The organism is Devosia sp., from assembly GCF_036676215.1.
Lineage (GTDB): Bacteria > Pseudomonadota > Alphaproteobacteria > Rhizobiales > Devosiaceae > Devosia.
Map to the genome: position 1 here is coordinate 1 of NZ_JAKFDJ010000162.1, position 20,116 is coordinate 20,116.

18 protein-coding genes are annotated in these 20,116 nt (G+C 63.2%); 8 read left to right on the forward strand and 10 right to left on the reverse strand.

What is annotated here, in order from left to right:
* Positions 1-168: 168 nt before the first annotated feature.
* The 6 genes from V6M52_RS13795 to V6M52_RS13820 all read right to left on the reverse strand — a co-directional run bounded on the left by V6M52_RS13795 (position 169) and on the right by V6M52_RS13820 (position 7,559).
* Positions 169-1,908 (reverse strand): ABC transporter ATP-binding protein, encoded by a 1,740-nt coding sequence (locus V6M52_RS13795; protein ID WP_332692244.1) that lies wholly within the window; start codon positions 1,906-1,908, stop codon positions 169-171.
* A gap of 9 nt (positions 1,909-1,917) precedes the next feature.
* Entirely contained in the window at positions 1,918-2,997 is a 1,080-nt protein-coding gene (locus V6M52_RS13800; protein WP_332692247.1) for an ABC transporter permease, read from the reverse strand.
* 69 nt (positions 2,998-3,066) lie between these two features.
* Positions 3,067-4,386 (reverse strand): CmpA/NrtA family ABC transporter substrate-binding protein, encoded by a 1,320-nt coding sequence (locus V6M52_RS13805; RefSeq protein WP_332701462.1) that lies wholly within the window; start codon positions 4,384-4,386, stop codon positions 3,067-3,069.
* 406 nt (positions 4,387-4,792) lie between these two features.
* The gene (locus tag V6M52_RS13810) at positions 4,793-6,007 is read right to left on the reverse strand and encodes a CmpA/NrtA family ABC transporter substrate-binding protein (RefSeq protein WP_332687733.1); all 1,215 of its coding nucleotides are present in this window, start codon (positions 6,005-6,007) and stop codon (positions 4,793-4,795) included.
* Between the two features lie 10 nt (positions 6,008-6,017).
* Positions 6,018-6,608 (reverse strand): ANTAR domain-containing response regulator, encoded by a 591-nt coding sequence (locus V6M52_RS13815; protein ID WP_332701435.1) that lies wholly within the window; start codon positions 6,606-6,608, stop codon positions 6,018-6,020.
* A gap of 81 nt (positions 6,609-6,689) precedes the next feature.
* Positions 6,690-7,559 carry an NAD-dependent epimerase/dehydratase family protein gene (locus V6M52_RS13820; RefSeq protein WP_332688490.1) on the reverse strand — a complete coding sequence of 290 codons (870 nt, stop codon included), beginning with the start codon at positions 7,557-7,559 and terminating at the stop codon, positions 6,690-6,692.
* Between the two features lie 184 nt (positions 7,560-7,743).
* Between V6M52_RS13820 and V6M52_RS13825 the strand changes: the two genes are divergently transcribed.
* From V6M52_RS13825 to V6M52_RS13835, 3 genes are all read left to right on the forward strand, one after another.
* Positions 7,744-8,166 (forward strand): hypothetical protein, encoded by a 423-nt coding sequence (locus V6M52_RS13825; protein ID WP_332688488.1) that lies wholly within the window; start codon positions 7,744-7,746, stop codon positions 8,164-8,166.
* Between the two features lie 108 nt (positions 8,167-8,274).
* Complete coding sequence (locus tag V6M52_RS13830; protein ID WP_332688486.1) at positions 8,275-8,613, forward strand: SH3 domain-containing protein; 339 nt, start codon at positions 8,275-8,277, stop codon at positions 8,611-8,613.
* 201 nt (positions 8,614-8,814) lie between these two features.
* Positions 8,815-9,813 carry an asparaginase gene (locus V6M52_RS13835; protein WP_332701436.1) on the forward strand — a complete coding sequence of 333 codons (999 nt, stop codon included), beginning with the start codon at positions 8,815-8,817 and terminating at the stop codon, positions 9,811-9,813.
* Here the strand turns inward: V6M52_RS13835 and V6M52_RS13840 are convergent.
* Positions 9,810-11,111 (reverse strand): TIGR03808 family TAT-translocated repetitive protein, encoded by a 1,302-nt coding sequence (locus tag V6M52_RS13840; RefSeq protein ID WP_332701437.1) that lies wholly within the window; start codon positions 11,109-11,111, stop codon positions 9,810-9,812. The genes V6M52_RS13835 and V6M52_RS13840 overlap by 4 nt on opposite strands.
* Before the next feature lie 118 nt (positions 11,112-11,229).
* Here V6M52_RS13840 and V6M52_RS13845 point away from each other — a divergent pair, with 118 nt between their 5' ends.
* Both V6M52_RS13845 and V6M52_RS13850 read left to right on the forward strand, forming a co-directional pair.
* Positions 11,230-12,720 (forward strand): helicase HerA-like domain-containing protein, encoded by a 1,491-nt coding sequence (locus V6M52_RS13845; RefSeq protein WP_332688480.1) that lies wholly within the window; start codon positions 11,230-11,232, stop codon positions 12,718-12,720.
* Positions 12,717-13,286, forward strand: coding sequence for an LOG family protein (locus V6M52_RS13850; RefSeq protein ID WP_332688478.1), 570 nt, complete (start codon positions 12,717-12,719; stop codon positions 13,284-13,286). Before V6M52_RS13845 ends, V6M52_RS13850 begins: the two co-directional genes overlap by 4 nt.
* Here the strand turns inward: V6M52_RS13850 and V6M52_RS13855 are convergent.
* From V6M52_RS13855 to V6M52_RS13865, 3 genes are all read right to left on the reverse strand, one after another.
* The gene (locus V6M52_RS13855; protein ID WP_332688476.1) at positions 13,283-13,822 is read right to left on the reverse strand and encodes a response regulator; all 540 of its coding nucleotides are present in this window, start codon (positions 13,820-13,822) and stop codon (positions 13,283-13,285) included. The two genes, V6M52_RS13850 and V6M52_RS13855, sit on opposite strands and share 4 nt — an antisense overlap.
* Positions 13,823-13,993: 171 nt before the next feature.
* On the reverse strand, positions 13,994-14,602 hold the full coding sequence (locus V6M52_RS13860; protein ID WP_332688474.1) for a superoxide dismutase: 609 nt from the start codon (positions 14,600-14,602) through the stop codon (positions 13,994-13,996).
* 74 nt (positions 14,603-14,676) lie between these two features.
* Entirely contained in the window at positions 14,677-16,773 is a 2,097-nt protein-coding gene (locus V6M52_RS13865; RefSeq protein WP_332701438.1) for a S9 family peptidase, read from the reverse strand.
* Positions 16,774-16,973: 200 nt separating this feature from the next.
* Between V6M52_RS13865 and mbhE the strand changes: the two genes are divergently transcribed.
* From mbhE to V6M52_RS13880, 3 genes are read left to right on the forward strand one after another with little or no spacing between them, the layout of a single operon-like run.
* Positions 16,974-19,316 carry a hydrogen gas-evolving membrane-bound hydrogenase subunit E gene (gene mbhE, locus V6M52_RS13870; RefSeq protein WP_332701439.1) on the forward strand — a complete coding sequence of 781 codons (2,343 nt, stop codon included), beginning with the start codon at positions 16,974-16,976 and terminating at the stop codon, positions 19,314-19,316.
* Positions 19,313-19,738, forward strand: a complete 426-nt coding sequence (locus V6M52_RS13875) for an MnhB domain-containing protein (RefSeq protein WP_332688468.1) — start codon at positions 19,313-19,315, stop codon at positions 19,736-19,738. The genes mbhE and V6M52_RS13875 overlap by 4 nt, the downstream gene beginning before the upstream one ends.
* The gene (locus V6M52_RS13880) at positions 19,738-20,115 is read left to right on the forward strand and encodes a Na+/H+ antiporter subunit C (protein ID WP_332688466.1); all 378 of its coding nucleotides are present in this window, start codon (positions 19,738-19,740) and stop codon (positions 20,113-20,115) included. Before V6M52_RS13875 ends, V6M52_RS13880 begins: the two co-directional genes overlap by 1 nt.
* The last annotated feature ends 1 nt before the right edge of the window (position 20,116 follow it).

The following is a 20,116-nucleotide window of genomic DNA, read 5'->3' on the forward strand; positions in this document are numbered from 1 at the left end:
GCGATCTTGCCCGTAGGCGTGTTGACGCAGCGAGCGCCCCGGCGTGGGATGGCGTCAATGGTGCCGATGTCGATCCAGTCGGTCATGATACTTTTCTCACTTCGCTGCCCAGTGTCGGGCCATGGGCATGCCAATCGTGACGAACGTCTGGACCATGGCGGCAACCTCCTATTCGGCAGCCGCGACCTGTCCGCCTGCGCGCTTGAGGCGGATGCGATCAAGGGTTTCCTGATCCGGATTTGCGCCGCCCTCATAGGCTTCGAGAAAGCCCAGGAGTTCCTCGCGATAGGCGTAATAGTCCTTGTGGGCGAGCAGCGCCTTGCGCGAGCGGGGACGCGGCAGGTCAACGTCCATGACATTGCCGATGCGGGCATTGGGACCGTTCGACATCATGACGACGCGGTCGGCGAGAAGGATGGCCTCATCCACGTCATGGGTGACGCAGATGGCGGTGACCTGGGTCTTGGCCCAGACATCCATCAGCACATCCTGCAGCTCCCAGCGGGTGATGCTGTCGAGCATGCCGAACGGCTCGTCGAGCAGCAGCAGCTTGGGCGAAAGCGCAAAGGCCCGCGCAATGCCGACACGCTGTTTCATGCCGTTGGACAGCTCGGCGGCCGGGCGATGCATGGCATCGCCAAGGCCGACGCGCGCGAGGTAATATTCGACGACATCGCGCCGTTCGGCCGGACTGGCGTTGGGATAGACCCGGTCGACGCCAAGGGCGACATTCTCGCGCGCCGTCAGCCAGGGCATCAGCGACGGAGCCTGGAACACCACGGCCCGATCCGGGCCGGCACCAACGACTTCGCGGTTGTCGAGCACGATGCCGCCCGCCGAAATGGGGTTGAGGCCGGCCACCATGGACAGGACGGTGGACTTGCCGCAGCCCGAGTGACCGATCAGCGTGACGAACTCGCCCTTCTTCATCTTGAAGTCGAAGCGATCGACCACCGTGAGCGGGCCTTTGGGCGTGGGGTAAACCTTCGATACCTGCGAGAACTCGACATAGCCGGCCTTGGTGGGCGAGGCTGCAGCCTTGGCATAGGCCTCCGGCATCTTGGCCGATTTGCCCCGATCGATCGGCACGACATTCGGCAAGGAGACGTCCCGCTCGCCCGAAACGTTGCGCCCGGCGCCCACATCCATCAGATATTCTGTGATTTCCCGGCGCAGCGTGATGAAGCGGTCATCGCCATTGAGCGCGGCACGATCGCGCGGGCGCTCGATGCCGACCGAGAAATTTGGTCCCAGCGTGGCGCCTGGACCCGGCGTCAGTGGAATGACCCGGTCGGCGAGCAGGATGGCCTCATCCACATCGTTGGTGATCAGGATGATGGTCTTCTTTTCCGCCTCCGAGATCAGGGCGAACTCGTCCTGCAGCTTGGAACGGGTCAGCGCGTCGAGTGCCGAAAGCGGCTCGTCCATGAGCAGCACTTCGGGCTTCATGGCCAGGGCGCGGGCGACCGCGACCCGCTGGCGCATGCCGCCAGACAACTCTGAGGGGCGCCGGTCCACGGCGTGGGCCAGCCCGACCATTTTGATATAGTGCGTGCGAAGCGCCAGCCGCTCAGCGCGGCTCTTTGATTTGTGTACGGCGTTGATCGCCAGGTCCACATTGCCGCCCACCGAAAGCCAGGGCATGAGCGAATAGGATTGGAACACCACGCCGCGTTCGGGGCCAGGGCCGTCGATTTCGCGGCCCCGGAAAATAATCCCGCCCTGGTTGGGTTCGATGAGCCCGGCCAGCATGGAGATCAGGGTGGTCTTGCCGGCCCCCGAAAAGCCGAGGATGGCGACGAACTCGCCCTCCTCGACGCTCAGGTTGAGGTTGGACAAAACGTTGGTGCGCTTGGCGCCCTCGCCATAGTGCTTGGAGACATCGGAAAGCTGGAGGATGGGTGCCACTGGGCTCTCCTAACGATTGGAGGAGAAGGTGAACGCGGTCTGCAGCGTGAACATCACCCGGTCGAGCATGAAGCCGATGATGCCAATGGTCAGGACGGCGACCATGATGCGGGACAGCGAGTTGGACGAACCGTTCTGGAATTCATCCCAGACGAATTTGCCGAGGCCCGGATTCTGCGCCAGCATTTCGGCGGCGATCAGCACCATCCAGCCCACACCAAGCGACAGGCGCAATCCGGTGAAGATCAGCGGCAGCGCCGAGGGCAGCACCAGTTTGGTGATTGTGGTGGCGGTCGACAGCTGGAGCACCTTGCCGACATTGACCAGATCCTTGTCGATCGAGGCGACGCCAAGAGCGGTATTGATCAGCGTCGGCCACAACGAACACAGGGTGACGGTCACTGCCGAAATGATCAGCGCCTTGGGGAAGGCCTCATTGACGTCCACATAGACCGCCGAAACGATCATGGTGACGATGGGCAGCCAGGCCAGCGGCGACACCGGCTTGAACAACTGCACCAGCGGATTGAGAGCGCCGTTGAAGGGGCGGCTGAGCCCGGATGCGATCCCAAGCGGGACCGCCACCGCGGTGGCGATCAGGAAGCCAAGACCGACGGTCTTGAGCGAGGTGAGGATCTGGTCGAGGAAAGTCGGCTTGCCGGTGAAGCTGCGGAACTTGACATCGTCCTGGCGACCATCGGCGACCAGTTCGGCATTGCGCTCGTCCTGCCGGACATAGAACTCGGTCTCTTTTTCGCGCTCTGAAATATGGTCCTGCCAGAGCGCGCCTGCCTGTTCCCAGACCTGGGCCGGGCCAGGAATGGCGCCAAGCGAGGTTTGCACCTGCGGCGCGAGCAGTGCCCAGGCGGCCAGAAACATCACGATGCCCATGAGGGGAAAGACGAGACTGTCACGCAACTCGCCCAATTGTTCGCGCGGATCATCGCCTGCCGCGATCTTGAGCAATGGCGTCAACCAGCCCAGCCCGAGGGCACTCAGCCAGGCCGATGCACGGTTGATCCCGGCAAACAGCTTCTGGCGCCTCTGATCGGAACGGTCCTTGTCGGAAACGTCACTGGCGATGGTCATGGTCTTCATCCTGTTTTCGTCGCGATGCGGTGGCCGGACCATCGGTCCGGCCGGTGCTCTCTTGGTGGCTCAGGGGGTCTCGCCGGTCTTCAGGCCGATCTCGAAGCCGTCAATATAGGCGTTCGGGGTGCGGCCGTCATAGGAGACGCCGTCGATGAAGTCGGCAGTGGCAGCGCGATAGCCATCGCTGTCCCACGGCACGTCGGCCTCTTCGATCATGCCTTCTTCGACGAGCAGACGGGCCGCTTCCAGGTAGATGTCGGGGCGATAGACCGACTTGGCAATTTCGGCATACCAGTCGTCAGGCTTGTCTTCGGCGATCTGACCCCAGCGGCGCATCTGGGTGAGGTACCAGACGGCGTCCGAATAGTAGGGATAGGTGGCAAAGTACCGGTAGAAGACGTTGAAGTCCGGCACGTCGCGCTTGTCGCCCGGCTCGTATTCGAAGGTACCGGTCATCGAGTTGGCGATGACGGCGGCGTCGGCGCCGACATATTCGGAGCGGGCCAGGATCTCGACGGCTTCGCCGCGATTGGCGTTGTCGTTCTCGTCCAGCCACTTGGCGGCGCGGATCAGAGCCTTGGTCACGGCGATAGTCGTATTGGGGTTCTGTTCGACAAACTCTGCCGTCAGCCCGAAGACCTTTTCCGGATTGTTCTTCCAGATTTCGTAGTCAGTGATGACCGGAACGCCGATCTTCTTGAACACAGCGGCCTGATTCCAGGGTTCGCCAACCGAATAGCCGTCAATCGTGCCGGCCTCCAGGGTGGACGGCATCTGCGGCGGTGGGGTCACCGATAGGTAAGCCTCGGCGTCGATCTGACCAGACACGTCCTCGGGCGAATAGTATCCGGGATGTACCCCGCCAGCCGCCAGCCAGTAGCGCAGCTCATAATTGTGCGTGGAAACCGGGAACACCATGCCCAGATTGAACGGACGCCCTTCGGCGGAGAAGGACTCGATCACCGGAAGCAGCGCAGAGGCGCTGATCGGATGTTGCGGCAGCCCGTTGGCGTCCATCTCCAGGCCTGGCTTCATCAACTCCCAGACGGCGTTGGACACGGTGATGGCATTGCCATTGAGGTCCATCGAAAAGGGCGTGACGATGTGAGCCTCAGTGCCATAGCCGATGGTCGCTGCCAGCGGCTGGCCGGCCAGCATATGCGCACCGTCCAGCGTGCCGGTGATCACGCCATCAAGAAGAACCTTCCAGTTGGCCTGCGGCTCGAGCGTGACGAACAGGCCCTCATCCTCGAAATATCCCAGTTCATAAGCAATGGCCAAAGGCGCCATGTCGGTCAGCTTGATGAAGCCGAATTTCAGTTCGTCCTTTTCGACATCGAGCATTTCAGCCTGGGCGCCGAGGGGCGCCATCACGCACGCAGCCATGAGGCCGGCGGCTAGGGCCTGCGGCAGCGTCCGCCTCGCCCGTGAGGATTGTCTGCTGGACTTGGTCTTCGTCATGTAGTTCTCCATCTGCACCGATCGGAAAAACAAAAAAGCTGCCAACAGGCCTTCGCATCCGGTTTGCACCGCACGCTGTACCTGTTGGCAGCTTTGCCTGGGTGACGCCCATCGTTGGACATCGACTTGAAGAGCGTCTTGGGAGGAGCCCGTTCGCTCACAACATTGCACGAAGCGTGCCAAGTCGTTGGTTTGATGTTTTATTTAACGAAATCAATGATTTGGCGCGTTGTCCGCTGCGGGCCAAAATCCGGCGTCCAATTTGGAACCGATCAAATCTGCACCAAACTGCCTATTTTGCGATCATCCGCCGCACATGCCCAAGATTGAATCAGGCAGTCGGGCGCTGGCTGGCGATATAGGCGTCGAGCGCATCCGGATCGAAAACCTGGCCATCAAAGAACAGGTCTGGTCCCATTGTCAGGCTACCGTTCTGGGCGGCGATTGTCCCAGTAGTGTTGCGCGTGCCGTCCGTCTTGTTGTCGGCAACGGGTACTGCGACGTCGAGGGGCGCCAGGGCCGTCCGATAGAGGTCGGAACGGAAGCACGCCGCTGCGATCTCGGCATGGGCGGCGCTGGCGGAAACCTCGCCCCAGCGCACCATCTGCGAATAGTACCAAAGGGCATGGCTCTTCCACGGGAAGTTGGCCGCGCCGGCATGCGGAATGAAATAGTCCGACACGTGACGCACCATGCCGCCGCCGATGTCGAGCATGCCGGTCAGGGCGCGACCGACGATCGCCTCGTCCGCGTTGAGATAGGCCGGTGCCGCCATGATCCGCGCCGCTTCCGCATGGTTGGCTGGATCAGTGCACCAGGTTCCAGCCAGGTAGATGGCGCGAACCATGGCCGATACCAGTTCGGGGTTCTCGCTGGCCCAGGTCGCTCGCATGCCGATGACCTTGTCGGGACTGGATTGCCAGATCGAGGCCTTGACGGTCGCAATGTGGGCGCCCTTGGTGGCCACGCCGATGCTGTTCCAAGGCTCGCCGACGCAGTAGCCATCAATGCCGCCGGTGCCAAGGGCATCAGGCAGCAAGGGCGGCGGCAGCACGACGATTTCGATGTCACGGTCCGGCATGATGCCGCTGGCGGAAAGCCAGTAGCGAAGCTCGTAATTGTGCGACGAGGTCTGGTGCACGACGCCAAACCGCAGCTTGTGCGAAGAGGCGGCGACGACCTTGGCAAGCGCTGCGCCGGCCGGCCCTGCCGCCAGATCGCCTGGGGCGCCATGGTCCGCCATGGCTTTCCAGAGGTCAGCGCTGACGGTGATGGCATTGTTGCCCAATCCGAGCACCACCGGGGTGATCATTGGGGTCGCAATCGGGGTCAGTCCCAGGCTGGCGGCCAGCGGCATGGGCGCCAGCATCTGTGCAATGTCGAAATGGCCGATGGCGGCGCGGTCGCGGATATTGGCCCAACTGGTCTCGCGCACCAGATGCAGGTCCAGCCCCTGCGCCTCGGCAAAGCCCTTTTCGCGCGCCAGCACCAGCAGCACGCTGTCGAGCAGGGGCAGGAATCCGGCGGTGATGTGGGTCGTAGGCATGGCGGCTTTCCTATGGGCCCAGGAGATCGGCGGCGGTCACAAGGCTTTGGGCGATGTCGACCATCCTCCGGTTCTGGTTCATGGCGGTCGAGCGGAGCAGGGCATAGGCCTCGGCCTCGGAGAGACCGCGCGTCTTCATCAGGATGCCCTTTGCCTGCTCGATGATCTTACGGTCTTCCAGCTCGCTGCGGGCCTGCTCTAGCTCGCGCGTGAGGCGAGAAAAGGCGTTGAAGCGTGAGATGGCCATGTCCAGAATGGGCTTGACCCGTTCCTTCTTGAGACCATCCACCACATAGGCGGAGACGCCGGCCTCGACCGCCTTCTCGATCATGGCGCCGTCGGAGCGGTCCACGAACATGGCGATGGGGCGCTGAATGGCGCGTGACAGCGAGAAGAAATGCTCGAGCGTGTCGCGCTTGGGGTTTTCGAGATCGATGAAGATAACGTCCGGCGTCGTAGCCTGAATGGTCCGCGCCACCTCGTTGACGTCATGGATTACCGCGACGCGGACATAGCCGGCCTCGCGCAGTCCATCCTCAATGATGGATGCGCGAATGCGGTTCTCGTCGATGATCAGAATGGAGAGGTCAGGACTTGGCATCGGCGGCAGTTATGCCGTCGCCCATAAAAAGCACAAGTGAAACGTGTGCACATTTCCTATGCAATCGCGTTTCAAGCGCCTTCAGCCCTTTGCGGCCGCCTCACTTTTCCAGCTGAATTGCGGGGAGTAGCCGAGCATTCGCTTGGCCTTTTCGATGGAAAGCAGCGTGCCATTTGCCGACAGGTTTCCCTTTGTCGGAACGTTCGGGAAGACTTCGGCCAGCAAGGACATGTTGGACCGGCTCATCACCGTGTCGGCATTGGCGATGATGAACGCCTCAAAACCGGTGAAGTCGGCCTGGATCGAACGCCGGACGGCCTGGGCGCCATCGCGGGCGTCGATATAACCCCAGAGGTTCCATTTGCGAGCGCGGGGGTCGGCGTCGAATTTGGGGAAGGCTGCGTAGTCTTCGGGGTTCATGACATTGGAGAATCGCAGCCCGACGATACGCAGGGATGGATCCCAGCGGCAGAATTGGGCGGCCATGGTCTCGTCGAGCAGCTTTCCCAGCGAATAGGCCGATTCCGGGCGCGGGTAATATTCCTCGTCGACCGGTGCATAGGGGGGAGGCGTATCGAAGGGCAGTCCCAGCACGGTCTCGCTTGAGGCGAAGACAATGTTCTTGATGCCGGCAAGGCGGCTAGCCTCAAAGACATTGTAGGTGGTCGGCACATTGTTGGCGAAGATTCGGGCATTCGCAGCCAGGCCCGGCGCGGGAATTGCCGCCAGATGCACCACGGCGTCGAATGGTCCCTTGCGCTCATCCACCCCGCCCAGGATCGCCGCGGCGACCTCGCCGAAACTGGTCAGGTCGATGCGCACGCTGGGGCAGATCGGTTCGGGCAGGGCCTGCTGATCGATGTTGAGAACATCGTAGCCATGGGCCACCAGATCGCGCAGCACCGCGCGCCCGAGCTTGCCGCTGCCGCCCGTCACCAGAACCTTGGCCATCCTAACCTCCTCTGCATTCAAGGGATTTCTCTTTTTCTTGGCTAAGCGTCGCATGCCGACGTTGCGATGCCAAGCCATCGCAACGGTAAATGAAACATGAATAACCCCCTCACGAGCAGTTCAAGCGGGCGGGGCGATAACGGTCATCACAGGGCGAAAGCCCATCATTCAGAGGAGATCGAAAATGGACCACATCAAGACCGTTGTCATCGCCGCCGGCCTGCTCACCGCCTTTGCCACGTCAGGCGCGAATGCCGCCTTCGTGCTCGGCAAAAACTCGCCGAACTATCCCAAGTCCAACACCCAAAATGAATGCAGTTTCAATGCCTTCATGCATCCCCTGGTGCGGACGACGGAGGTTGCCGCGATCCGTCCCAGCCAGGAAATATGGCTGACCCCGGTCTGTGAGGATGAGCTGGATCGCAACAATTACGGAACGCTGTTCCGCGACGGCAATGTCGAGACGTTGCGGGGCTTGATCGCCCGCAATCCGGCTCTCATGGCCACGCTGTCGGCCCGCGGCTACGACCAGTTCGACGTTGTCGCGCTGCGCTTCAGCCGCGACGATTCGGTCAACCTCTTCGTTCACCAGCGTGACATGCGCTGAAAGCGGTCACCGGTATGAACGCATTATGAACGGCCCCATCACGATCGGTTCAATGCCGGGAGGGCATCCTCCCGGTAACAAATGAAACCACGCTCGAGGGAGACAGAAATGAACAAGCAACAGGAAAAAGTTCTGGTCGCCACGCTCTGCGGTCTGATCATTGCCGCCGCCGGCGCCTTCGCGGTGCAACCCGCCATGGCCGCTGGATACCAGGTCGACCAGCTTGCCCAGGTGACCGGTGTCGCCCACTGGGACAAGCTCAACGTCCGCAAATGGCCCGCGTCATACTCACAGAAGGTCGGCGCGTTCACGCCCGGCAGCCATGTCTGGGTAGAACGCTGCATCGAGGCCAAGACCGGTGCGGATTGGTGCCTCGTCGGCGCGCAGGACACTTCAGGCTGGGTCAATTCCCGTTATCTGACCGTCGTCTACGACTGGGATATCTGATCCCGGCCGTCGGCGACGGCGGAGACCCGGCGGCCTGCAGCTCGACCATCGCCGCAGATCGCAACTGCAGACTGTCCCGGGTCTCCACCCTCGCCGATGCGAGATGTACCGAGTATTTCGTGCCTGCCTCCTTCCCATGCTGTGTTGACTTTTCCGGTCCTGCGCTGTTCGTGACGAGCAGCCTGGACCGGAGTTTTTTTCATGGATGCCAATCCCGTTCTTGCCGAGACCATTCGCGGCAACTGGATCGAGAACCGCCATCGTGGCGCCTATGTAGTGATCGACGCCGACGGCGCGATCATCGCCTCGGCCGGCGACATCACGCGGCCGATCTTTCCGCGCTCGGCGATAAAATCCATGCAGGCCCTGCCGATCTTCGCGCAACATGCCGACAACAAGTTCCATCACACCGAGGAAGAACTGGCACTAGCCTGCGCCAGCCACCATGGCGAGGACGCCCATGTGGCGACGGCCAAGGGCCTGCTCACCCGTCTGGGCCTGTCGGTGGCCGATCTCGAATGTGGCGCCCATGCCCCCACCAATGCGGCGGCCCGCGAGGCGCTGCGCGCCGCCGGCGAGGAGCCGAGCGCATTGCACAACAATTGCTCGGGTAAGCATTCGGGCATGCTGAGCGTGGCGTTGGCCATGGGCGTGCCGACCGCCGGCTATGTCGGGCGCGAGCATGAAGTGCAGAGACAGGTCCGGGCCGCGGTGGAAGCAGTGATCGGGGAGGCGCTAACCGAGGGCAAGTGCGGCACCGATGGCTGCTCGATCCCCACCTTTGCCGGGCCGTTGCGCGCCTTTGCCTATGGCTTCGCCCGGATGGCGACGGGCAAGGGAATTTCCGGCGAACTGGCAACGGCCGCCCGGCGGCTCTTCGATGCGGCGACCAGCCACCCGCATCTGGTGGCGGGCACCGACCATGCCGATACGCTGCTCATGGCTGCCTTCAAGGGCCGGCTGATGCAGAAGGTGGGCGCCGAGGGCGTGCAATGCGGCGCCATCCGCGACAAGGGCTGGGGCTATGCCCTCAAATGCGACGACGGCAATATCGCCGCGTCTCAGGCCATGCTCGCCGGCCTGCTGCTGCAACTGGCCGACCCCGACGCCGAGCAACGTGCGCTGCTCGAAGGACTGGCGCACCAGAAAATCAAAAGCGTGCGCGGCGCCGAAGTGGGCGAATTGCGGGCCGTCGGCTAGCCGCCCAGCGTGACATTCGGATAGCGATCCGCATTGGCGATCAGGTCTGGCTCGACGATCTCGGACCAGGCCAGACCCACCACGGCGTGGTTGCTGGCCGTCACGGCATTGCTACCGATATGGACCGGGCCGGCGCCATCCACCACGCTGACGCCGATGCCGATCATGCTTTCCGAAACGACATTGGAAGCAATCAGCACGTTGCGCAGGAAAGGTCCGTAGCCCGCGGTGATGGCGATGCCCGGAACGTTCTGGACCGTGTTGCCGGTAATGGCGGTCTCCGCTTCGGCGGCGATGCCGATGGGGACTGTGTCGGGATTCACCGCCGAATTCGGAGTGATGTTGCGCACGATATTGCCTACGCAGACGGCAAGCTGGCCGCCGCTGTCGAGATTGGTGATCGAAATGCCGGTGGCCGCACCATCGACGATATTGTTGGCGATGATCGAGCCGGAAAAGGCGAATTCCGAGAAGATTGCGACTTCGCCCGAGCGCAGGCAGGTATTGCCGCTGACCTGGCTGTTTTTGGTCGAGTTGAGGCGCACAGCGGTGAAAGCGCAGTCGGCGATGTGATTGTCGGCGACGATGACCTCGTCGGCCTTGAAGATATTGATGCCGTTGCCGTTCTGCCCGTTACCGCCGCCGTCCCAGCGGATGTTGGCGATACGGTTGCCGCTGACGATGGAGCCATCGGGGCCGCTTTCGGAACGCCAGATGCGGATGCCGGCATTGCCACAATAGTCGATGCGGTTTCCGGCAATGAAGAGGCCTCGGCTGTTCATCGCGTGAATGGCGGCATCGCCAAGCTCGGTGAAGTTGCAGTCGCTTACGGTGACACCAGCATCGGCGATGGCGACCCCGATCTGCGCATTGCGGAAGCGGCACCGCTCCAGCGCGATGTCGTCGCTCGCCTCGATGGTCAGCGCCGCCGCGCCGGAGGCAAAGCCGATATCGCGCAGCACCAGCGAGCCGCGATCATAGACGGAGATGCCGGTTCCATCGGGCAGGGTTCTGAGCTCGGTCTTGCCGGGCACGCCCTCGACGACGAGATTGCCGGGAATATCGAGGCCAAGCACATGGATGGTGCCGGCGGGCAGGCGCAGCGTCTGGCCGGCACTGGCTGCCTGTTCCAGCGCGCTTTGCAGTGCCGTGCCCTGATTCTCGGCGGTATCGGCAACGACGCCGAGCGTTGCGGCATCGAGCGTGCTCTGGGCCTGGGCCATTGTGGGCATGGTGGCAGTGAGGGTCGCTAGTCCTGCGAGGACGCGACGGCGATTGGCAAGCAGCGTGTGCATCATGCTTCCATTCTGCCGCGCCGCGCGCGATCCCGCCACCGACAATGGAAAACAGAGTTACGAGTTGTCCCGCGTCGACGCGGACGGCTATAAGAGCCCAACTCAAAGGATGGCGGCGCCGATGCTCGTTGACGACAAGATCTTTCTCGGGACCAGCACGCAGCCCGAATATCTCGCCCTCAAATATGGCAATCGCCATGGCCTGGTGACCGGCGCCACCGGCACCGGAAAGACGGTGACGCTGCAGGTGCTGGCCGAGGGATTTTCGGCGGCAGGCGTGCCGGTCTTCGCGGCCGACATCAAGGGCGACCTCAGCGGCGTCGCCAAGATGGGCGCGGCGCAGGGCTGGCAGACCCAGCGGGCCCAGGAAATCGGCTTCACTGATTTCAAGGATGACATATTCCCGGTGATCTTCTGGGACCTGTTCGGCCGGCAGGGCCACCCGATCCGCGCCACCATCTCGGAAATGGGCGCGCTGCTGCTGAGCCGCATGCTCGAATTGAACGATACCCAGGAAGGCGTGCTCAACATCGCCTTCAAGGTGGCCGATGACGAGGGCCTGCTGCTGCTCGATCTCAAGGATCTACGGGCCCTGCTGATCGACCTGCAGGAGCGGTCCAGGGAAATCTCCACCACCTATGGCAATGTATCGACTGCCTCCATTGGAGCCATCCAGCGGGCACTGCTGGTGCTGGAACAGCAAGGCGCCGAAAATTTCTTCGGCGAACGGGCGCTCGACATTGCCGACCTGATGCGCACCGACCGGAACGGGCGCGGCGTCATCTCCATCCTCGCGGCGGACGAGTTGATGCGCGCCCCGCGGCTCTACGCGACATTCCTGCTGTGGATGCTGTCCGAACTGTTCGAGGAACTGCCCGAGATCGGCGACCCCGACAGGCCCAAGCTGGTCTTCTTCTTCGACGAGGCCCATCTGCTGTTCGACGACGCGCCCAAAGTGCTGGTCGACAAGGTCGAACAGGTGGTCAAGCTGGTGCGCTCCAAGGGCGTCGGCGTCTATTTCGTGACGCAGAACCCGGTCGACATTCCCGATACCGTGCTCGCGCAATTGTCCAATCGCGTGCAACACGCCCTGCGCGCCTATACCCCGCGGGAACAGAAGGCCGTTCGCGTCGCCGCCGACACGTTCCGGCCCAACCCAGCCTTCTCGACGGAGGAGGTCATCACCCAGCTCGGCATCGGCGAGGCGCTGGTGTCAGTGCTGGAATCCAAGGGTGTCCCCTCGATGGTGGGGCGCACGATGATCCGGCCGCCCTCGGCGCAGGTGGGGCCGCTATTGCCCGAGGAACGCCGGGCCATCATGGCCAATTCGCCTGTGGCCGGGCTCTATGACACGCTGGTGGACCGGGACTCGGCCTTCGAAGTGCTGGCGCGCAAGGCGCGGGACCGGCAACTGGCCGAAGAGCGGCAGCGCCAGGAGGACGAAGAGCGCAAGACTGCGGAACGCAGCTATCAGGAGGACCGGCCGCGCCGCACATCCTCGCGCCAGACTCCCGCGGAAGCCGCGATGAACTCGCTGGCACGCACTGTCGCCAACCGGCTGGGGAGCGCGCTGGTGCGTGGTATCCTCGGCGGGTTGAAGCGCGGCCGATGAGCATGATGGAACCCACTACGGCCGCACACGTCGTCGCTGTCTTCGCCTCGGACAGGGGGCCGGGCGACCCCGAGCGCGCCTCGATCATGAGTCAGACCGGCAGCTATTTCGCCAAGCGCGGCGCCAGCATTGTGTGTCTTGCCGAAAACGGCATCATTCCCGTGCCGCTGATCACCGCCGCGCGGGCAGCTGGCGGTCCCGTGCGGATCATTGCCGATCCCGGCATCACGCTGCCACCGGCGCTCGCCGGGGTGACGATGGACACTTTGGCGACGCGGGAGGAGCGTCTGGCGCGCCTGGCGGAGCTGGCCGAGGCTTATGTGGCGCTGCCGGGATCGCTCGCCTCGGCGTCGGCGCTGTTCGGCACCTGGGCCGCGGCCAAGGCACAGGGGCGCACGCCACCCGTCGTCATGCTCAACCGTCATCGGGCCTATGAAGTGATGCGGGGCTATGCCGCCGACGTCTTGTCGCCAGGGCTGCCCGGCCACGAACGCGCCGTGCAGTTTGCCGATACGATCGAGGATCTGTGGGGCCGGCTGAGCCGACTGATCACCGAGGGACGCTAGCCGTCCAGCCCGGGATGCTGCGGCTTGCGGCGGTTGGGGAAGAGCGGGACGACGTTGTCGGTGACGCGCCGGGTCGGCACGGGCTGCGGCGTCGGCATGGTCGTGCGGTTGCGCCGTTCGGGGCCGCGATAGCCGCCGAGTACCCCGACGACGCTGCGGCTGCGCAGGCGCGTCTGGATGCGTTGCAGCAGGTGGCGCGGCGACATCGGCTTGATGATGACCTCGTCGATCCCGGCGCTGATCGCCTGGTGCCGCATGGGTGGGGTGATGGTGCGGGTCAGCGCGATCACCGGTACGTCCTGGCTGAGCAGTTCGTCATTGAGGCGGATGCTCTCGACCATTTCATAGGCCGGACGGCCCTCGCGGTCGAAATCGCACACCAGCATGTCCAAGGGGGCAATGCGCATATAGGCGAACAGCTCGATATCGCTTTCGAACTGGCGCACCTTGAGATGTGAGTCGCCCGCCACCACCATCGCCAGCAAAGACGATAGCGCTGGATTCGCCGCAATGATGGCAACGACCTTGGTCGACACGGGCTCTCAGGCTCCCCAATAGTAAATGAAGTGTTACCATGGGCGGGCAGGCGGTTGAAGGCCCAGCGCCTTGAAATGGCTAATAGATGGGGGAAACGCTGGCAGGGCAAAACTAAGCCCGCCGGCGCGGGGCGCGGCGGGCTTTTATTGATCTGGCGCAGTAGCGTGTGGTTAGGCCTTGGCCTCTTCGAACATCAGCTCGGCATGTTCCCAGTTCACCAGATTGTCGAACCAGGCTTCCAGGTATTTCGGGCGAGCATTGCGGTAGTCGATGTAATAGGAGTGCTCCCACACATCGACGCCGAGAATCGGCTTGCCGCCATGGACCAGCGGCGACTCGCCGTTCGGGGTCTTGGTGACTTCCAGCTTGCCATTCTTCAGCGACAGCCAGGCCCAGCCCGAACCGAACTGGGTGGTGCCGGCGGCGATGAAATCGGCGCGGAACTTGTCAAAGCCGCCGAGATCGGAATCGATCTTGGCAGCGAGTGCGCCCGGCAGCTTGTTGCCGCCGCCATTGGGCTTCATCCAGTTCCAGAAATGCACGTGGTTGAAATGCTGGCCGGCATTGTTGAAGAGACCGGCATTCTTGCCGAAGCTCTCCTTCACGATGTCTTCGAGCGGCAGGATTTCGAGGCCCGAACCTTCCAGCAGCTTCTCGCCATTGGTCACATAGGCCTGGTGATGCTTGTCGTGGTGATATTCCAGCGTTTCCGCCGACATATAGGGGCCTAGGGCATCATAGGCGTAGGGCAGGGGCGGCAGAGTGAACTTGGTGGACATGTTGGCCTCCGATTTTGGGATTAGACGCTGAGGGAATTCGGCACTGGTATAGTTCGATTGTGACGACACAACAATCAGTTGGAGGGGAAAGATCCTTCCAGACCGACCGCGTTGAGCGCAAAGGCGTAACACATGGCGGTTTCCTTGAGCCGGTCGAAGCGACCCGAGGCGCCGCCATGGCCGGCGCCCATATTGGTGCGCAGATACAATGGTGCGTCCCCGCTCTTGGTTGCGCGGAGTCTCGCCACCCATTTGGCGGGTTCCCAATAGGTAACGCGCGGATCGGTGAGGCCGGCCAGCGCGAAAATCGGCGGATAGGGCTTGGCCGCGACCTGTTCATAGGGGGCGTAGGCGGCGATGCGCGCATAGTCCTCGGGTGATGCGAGAGGATTGCCCCATTCGGGCCATTCCGGCGGGGTGAGCGGCAGCGTTTCGTCGAGCATGGTGTTGAGCACGTCAACGAACGGCACCTGGGCCAGAATGCCGGCCCAGAGGTCTGGCCTGAGATTGGCGATGGCGCCCATGAGCATGCCGCCCGCCGAGCCGCCCTGAGCGACAATGCGGTTGCGGGCAGTGTAGCCCTTCTCGATCAGCATTTCGGCGGCGGCGATGAAATCGGTGAAGGTGTTGGTCTTGTGCTCGCGCCGGCCCTGCACGTACCAGCGATAGCCCTTTTCCATGCCGCCCCGGATATGGGCGGTGGCGTGAACGAAGCCGCGGTCGACCAGCGACAGGGCCGAGATCGAGAAGGCCGCAGGCATGGACATGCCATAGGCGCCATAGCCATAGAGCAGGGTGGGGGCCGAACCGTCGAGCACGAGTCCCTTGCGGTAGAGCACGGTCACCGGGACCAGTTCGCCATCGGGTGCCGTGGCGAAGAGGCGGCGGGTCTCGTAGTCGTCGGGATTGTGGCCGGAGGGCACTTCCTGCTCCTTGAGCAGGGTGCGGGTGCCGGTTTCCAGATCCATGTCATAGGTGCGCGAGGGCGTGGTGGGCGACGAATAGGTGAGGCGGAACACCGAGGTGGCGAACTCGTAGCCGACCGACATGCCCAGCGAATAGGCTTCCTCTTCGAAGCGGACGGTTTCCTCCTTGCCGGTCCGCAGATCGCGCACGACGATGCGCGGCAGGCCCTCGTGGCGCTCGAGGCGCAGCAGGTGGTTCTGGATGACGATGGTGTCGAGGATCAGCACGCCCTGCTCGTGGGCGATGAGGTCGGTCCAGTTCCCGGCGCCGGGATCGGCGACCGGCGCGGTGACGACCTTGAAGTCCTCGGCGCCATCGGCATTGGTGCGGATGTAGAGAACGCCGTCGCGCTCGTCGATATCGTATTCGCGATCCGCCAGCCGGGGCGCGACCAGGCGCGGCTCGCCGCCGAGTTCGGCGTCGATCAGCCAGCACTCCGAAGTCTGGTGATCGTGCGCATCGATGACGATGAACTTGTCACTGAGCGTGCGGCCGACGCCGACGAAGAAGCCGGGGTCCTTCTCCTCGAAGATGATCGGGTCATTGGCCTGTTCGGTGCCGATGGTGTGCAGGCGAACGCGGTAGGGTCGGTGGTTGTCGTCATATTCGGTGTAGTAGATGGCGCTGGAATCATTGGTCCAGACATAGGAACCGGCAGTCTCGGTGATGACCTCGGCGCTGTCCTTGCCGGTATCGAGATCGCGGATGACGATGTCATAATATTCCGAGCCGGCACGGTCGGCGGCCCAGGCCAGATAGCGGTGGCTGCGGTCATGCTCGGCGCCGGCGAAGCCGAAATAGTCCGCGCCCGCTTCCACATTGCAGTCGAGCAGCACAGTTTCTGGGCCACCATTGCGGGCGGTGCGCACGATCTGGGGATATTGCTTGCCCTCCAGCATGCGCGAATTGTAGGCGAAGGGACCATCCGGGGAGGGGATGCCGCTGTCGTCCTCTTTGATGCGGCCGCGGATTTCCTTGTAGATGGTCTCCTGCAAGTCCTCGGTCGGCTTGCCGAACTCCGCCTCAAAATACGCGTTCTCGGCATCGAGATAGGCGCGGATTTCCGGATCCAGCGCTTCCGGCTTCTGCATCACCTCCTGCCAGTTATGCGCGCGCAGCCAGTGATAGGGGTCATCGCGCCTGATGTCGTGAAACGTGGCGGAGTGTGGCTTGCGGGCAGCGACGGGCGGAATGGGCTTGGTCATGAATGCATCCAGAAAGGCGGGTTCATTCACATAGGCTCGACGTCCGGCCAAGGGAAGGGGCGCGATCGTCTTACCTCTCCCCCGAAGGTAGAGGTGAAGAAGGCCCGTTTTGGCTTGTCCCCGAGGGATCAATCGTTAAGGTCTTGCCGCAAGTCGACCGCAAGAATCGGCTCAAGGAGTATCGGCGTTTGGGGCTGGGTATGGATGCAAGCATAGCGCTGGTGGCGATCGCGCCATTTATTGCGGCTCTGTTGGCGCCGCTGGTCCAGCGACTGACCAGTCCCTTCGCAGGTTGGGTTCTTGCCGCCGTACCGGCAGGCATCTTTGCGTTCCTGCTGACGCTGGTCGAGCCCGTGATCGCCGATGGTGCAGTCTCGGCCAGGATCGGTTGGGTGCCGGCTTACGACCTCGACCTGTCCTTCCTTGTCGACGGGCTCAGCCTCACCTTCGCGCTGACCATTTCGGGCATCGGCACGTTGATCGTGCTCTATTCCGGGGCCTATCTCAAAGGGCACCCGCACCTTGGGCGGTTTCTTGGCTTTCTGCTGGCCTTCATGGGCGCCATGCTGGGGCTCGTGCTAGCCGACAATATGCTGGCGCTGTTCATGTTCTGGGAGCTGACCTCGGTCACCTCCTTCCTGCTGATCGGGTTCGACCATACGCGACAGGTCGCGCGCCGGGGCGCCATCCAGGCCCTGGTGATCACCAATATCGGCGGTATGGGGCTGCTGGTTGGCGCGCTGCTGGTGTATCATCTGTCCGGCACCTGGGAACTGAGCGCGCTGGGCGACGAAATACGCGGCAGCGGCCTCTACGGACTGGTCCTCGTGGCCTTCCTGAGCGCCGCTTTCACCAAATCGGCCCAGGTGCCATTCCATTTCTGGCTGCCCAACGCCATGGAAGCGCCCACGCCGGTTTCGGCGTTCCTGCATTCCGCCACCATGGTGCAAGGCGGCGTTTACCTCTTGGCGCGAACCACGCCATGGCTGGGCGGCACCGAGGTCTGGACGGTCATTCTGGTATGCTTTGGCGGCGCAACGCTGCTCTGGGGCGCGCTGGGCGCGCTACGACAGACTGATCTCAAGCAGATGCTGGCACAGACCACCATCGCTTCGCTCGGCCTGTCGGTGCTGCTGATCGGGCTCGGCACCGAGGCCGCCATCGCGGCCATGGCAATCTACTTCGTCGCCCACGCGCTCTATAAGGCAGGGTTGTTCATGGTGGTGGGGGCCATCGACCACGAAGCCGGCACGCGCGACATCACCGTGCTGGGTGGCCTAGCCGACAAGATGCCGGTGACCTTCATCGGCGCGGCTCTGGCCAGCCTGGCCATGATCGGCCTGCCGCTGACGCTGGGCTACTTCGCCAAGGAAGAAATGTACCTGGGCGTGCTTTCCTGGGCGTGGACCGATATTACGGTTCTGCTGGTGCTGGTCGCCGGCAATGCCATGCTGGCGGGCGTCGCCATGCTGGTCATGGTCAAGCCGTTTCTCGGCCCCGTGCTGCCGACGCCAAAATCGGCGCATGAAGCGCCCCTTGCCATGATTGCCGGCCCCATCCTGCTTGGCACCTGCAGCATCGTCTTTTCGGTGATGACCGAGCGATTGGGCGAGGTCCTGCTGGTGCCGGCCGTATCGGCCATTCTCGGTCATCCGGCGGAAAGCCACCTGTCGCTGGCGATCAACCCGGCCAGCCCGCTGCTTTGGCTATCAATCGCCACCTGGACCCTCGGCCTGTTGGTCTATCGCCAGGCAGCGACACTGCGCACGCTGCTGCGGCGCATTGAGGCCGGGCTCGGCTGGACGAACGACGGCATCTTCGACGTCGTGATGTTCGGCCTGATCCGCTTCTCGGGTGCAGTCACGCGACTGCTGCATCATGGACGGCTGGAAATCTATCTGGTGACGGTATTTGGTGCGCTGGCACTGGCGCTGACCCTGCCATTGCTGCTGCTGGGGGGCTACAACGTATTGCTGCCGACGGCAGAGCTGGGCGATTGGTCGGCCAGGCTGCGCTGGCCGGACCTGCGGATTTACGAATGGGGCGTGGTGGTGCTGGCCCTGGTCGGCCTCAGCTCGGTGCTGCTGGCGCCGAACCGGCTCGTGGCCATCATGGCGCTCGGCATCCAGGGCACGGCCGTGGCACTGACCTACCTGCTATTCGGTGCTCCCGACCTGGCCTTTACCCAATTCATGGTTGAAATCCTCTCGGTCGTGATCCTGGCGCTGGTGATGACGCGGCTTCGGCTCGACGAGCGCGACCACCGCCCGCTCGAGGACCTGGCCCGCGATGGCACGCTGGCCGTGGTCTGCGGCGCCGGCGTCAGCCTGCTGCTGATGGTGGTATTGACCGGCACGCTCGACACGCGCCTGTCCGATCTGTTCACCGCCACCAGCGTGCCCATCGCCCACGGCGCCAACATCGTCAATGTGATCCTGGTGGACTATCGCGGCTTTGATACGCTGGGTGAGATCGCAGTGGTCATGGGGGCCGGCATGGCCATCATCGCGCTGCTGCGCCGCCGGAAGAAGGCAACGCCATGAACACCGTCATCTTCCGCACCATCGCGCCGCTGATTGTGGCCATCATGCTGGTGTTTTCGGCCTATGTCTGCCTGCGCGGCCATAATGAGCCAGGCGGCGGCTTCATCGGCGGGCTGATTGCCGCTTCGGCCATCGCCATCCTGGGCACGGCGATCGGCCCCGCCGCGGCGCGGCGCGCATTGCACATCGATCCTATGAGCATTGCCGGGTTCGGCGTGTTCATGGCCGCATTTTCTGGCCTGCTGTCGCTCTTCACCGGCTCGCCCTTCATGACCAGCATCTGGCTCTATCTCGAATTGGGCGAGACCACCGTCCCGCTTTCGACCCCTATGGTCTTCGACATCGGGGTGTTCTTCGTGGTGTTCGGCACCATAGCGGCAATTGCGCTGGGGCTCGAAGGCGATAGCGGGGAGCAGCCCTGATGGACTATGTGCTCGCCGCTCTCGTCGGCTGCTTTATCGCCCTGGGCGTCTATCTGCTGCTGTCCCGTTCGGTGATCCGCATGCTGCTGGGCATTACGATCTTCGGCAACGGGGTGAACCTTCTGATCTTCACCGCCGGCAGGCTGACGCGCGAAGTCGCCCCGATCATCCCGTCCGGGCTCGACCAGCCGGAAGGTGCCATTGCCAATCCGCTGCCGCAGGCGCTGATCCTCACGGCCATCGTCATCGGCTTTGCCATGTTCAGCTTCCTGCTGGTCCTGGCCTTCCGCGCCTATCAGAGCCTTGATGCTGACGACACCGATACCATGCGCGTCGCCGAGCCGGTGGACGAGCCCAACCCGCCATTGAGTTACTGAC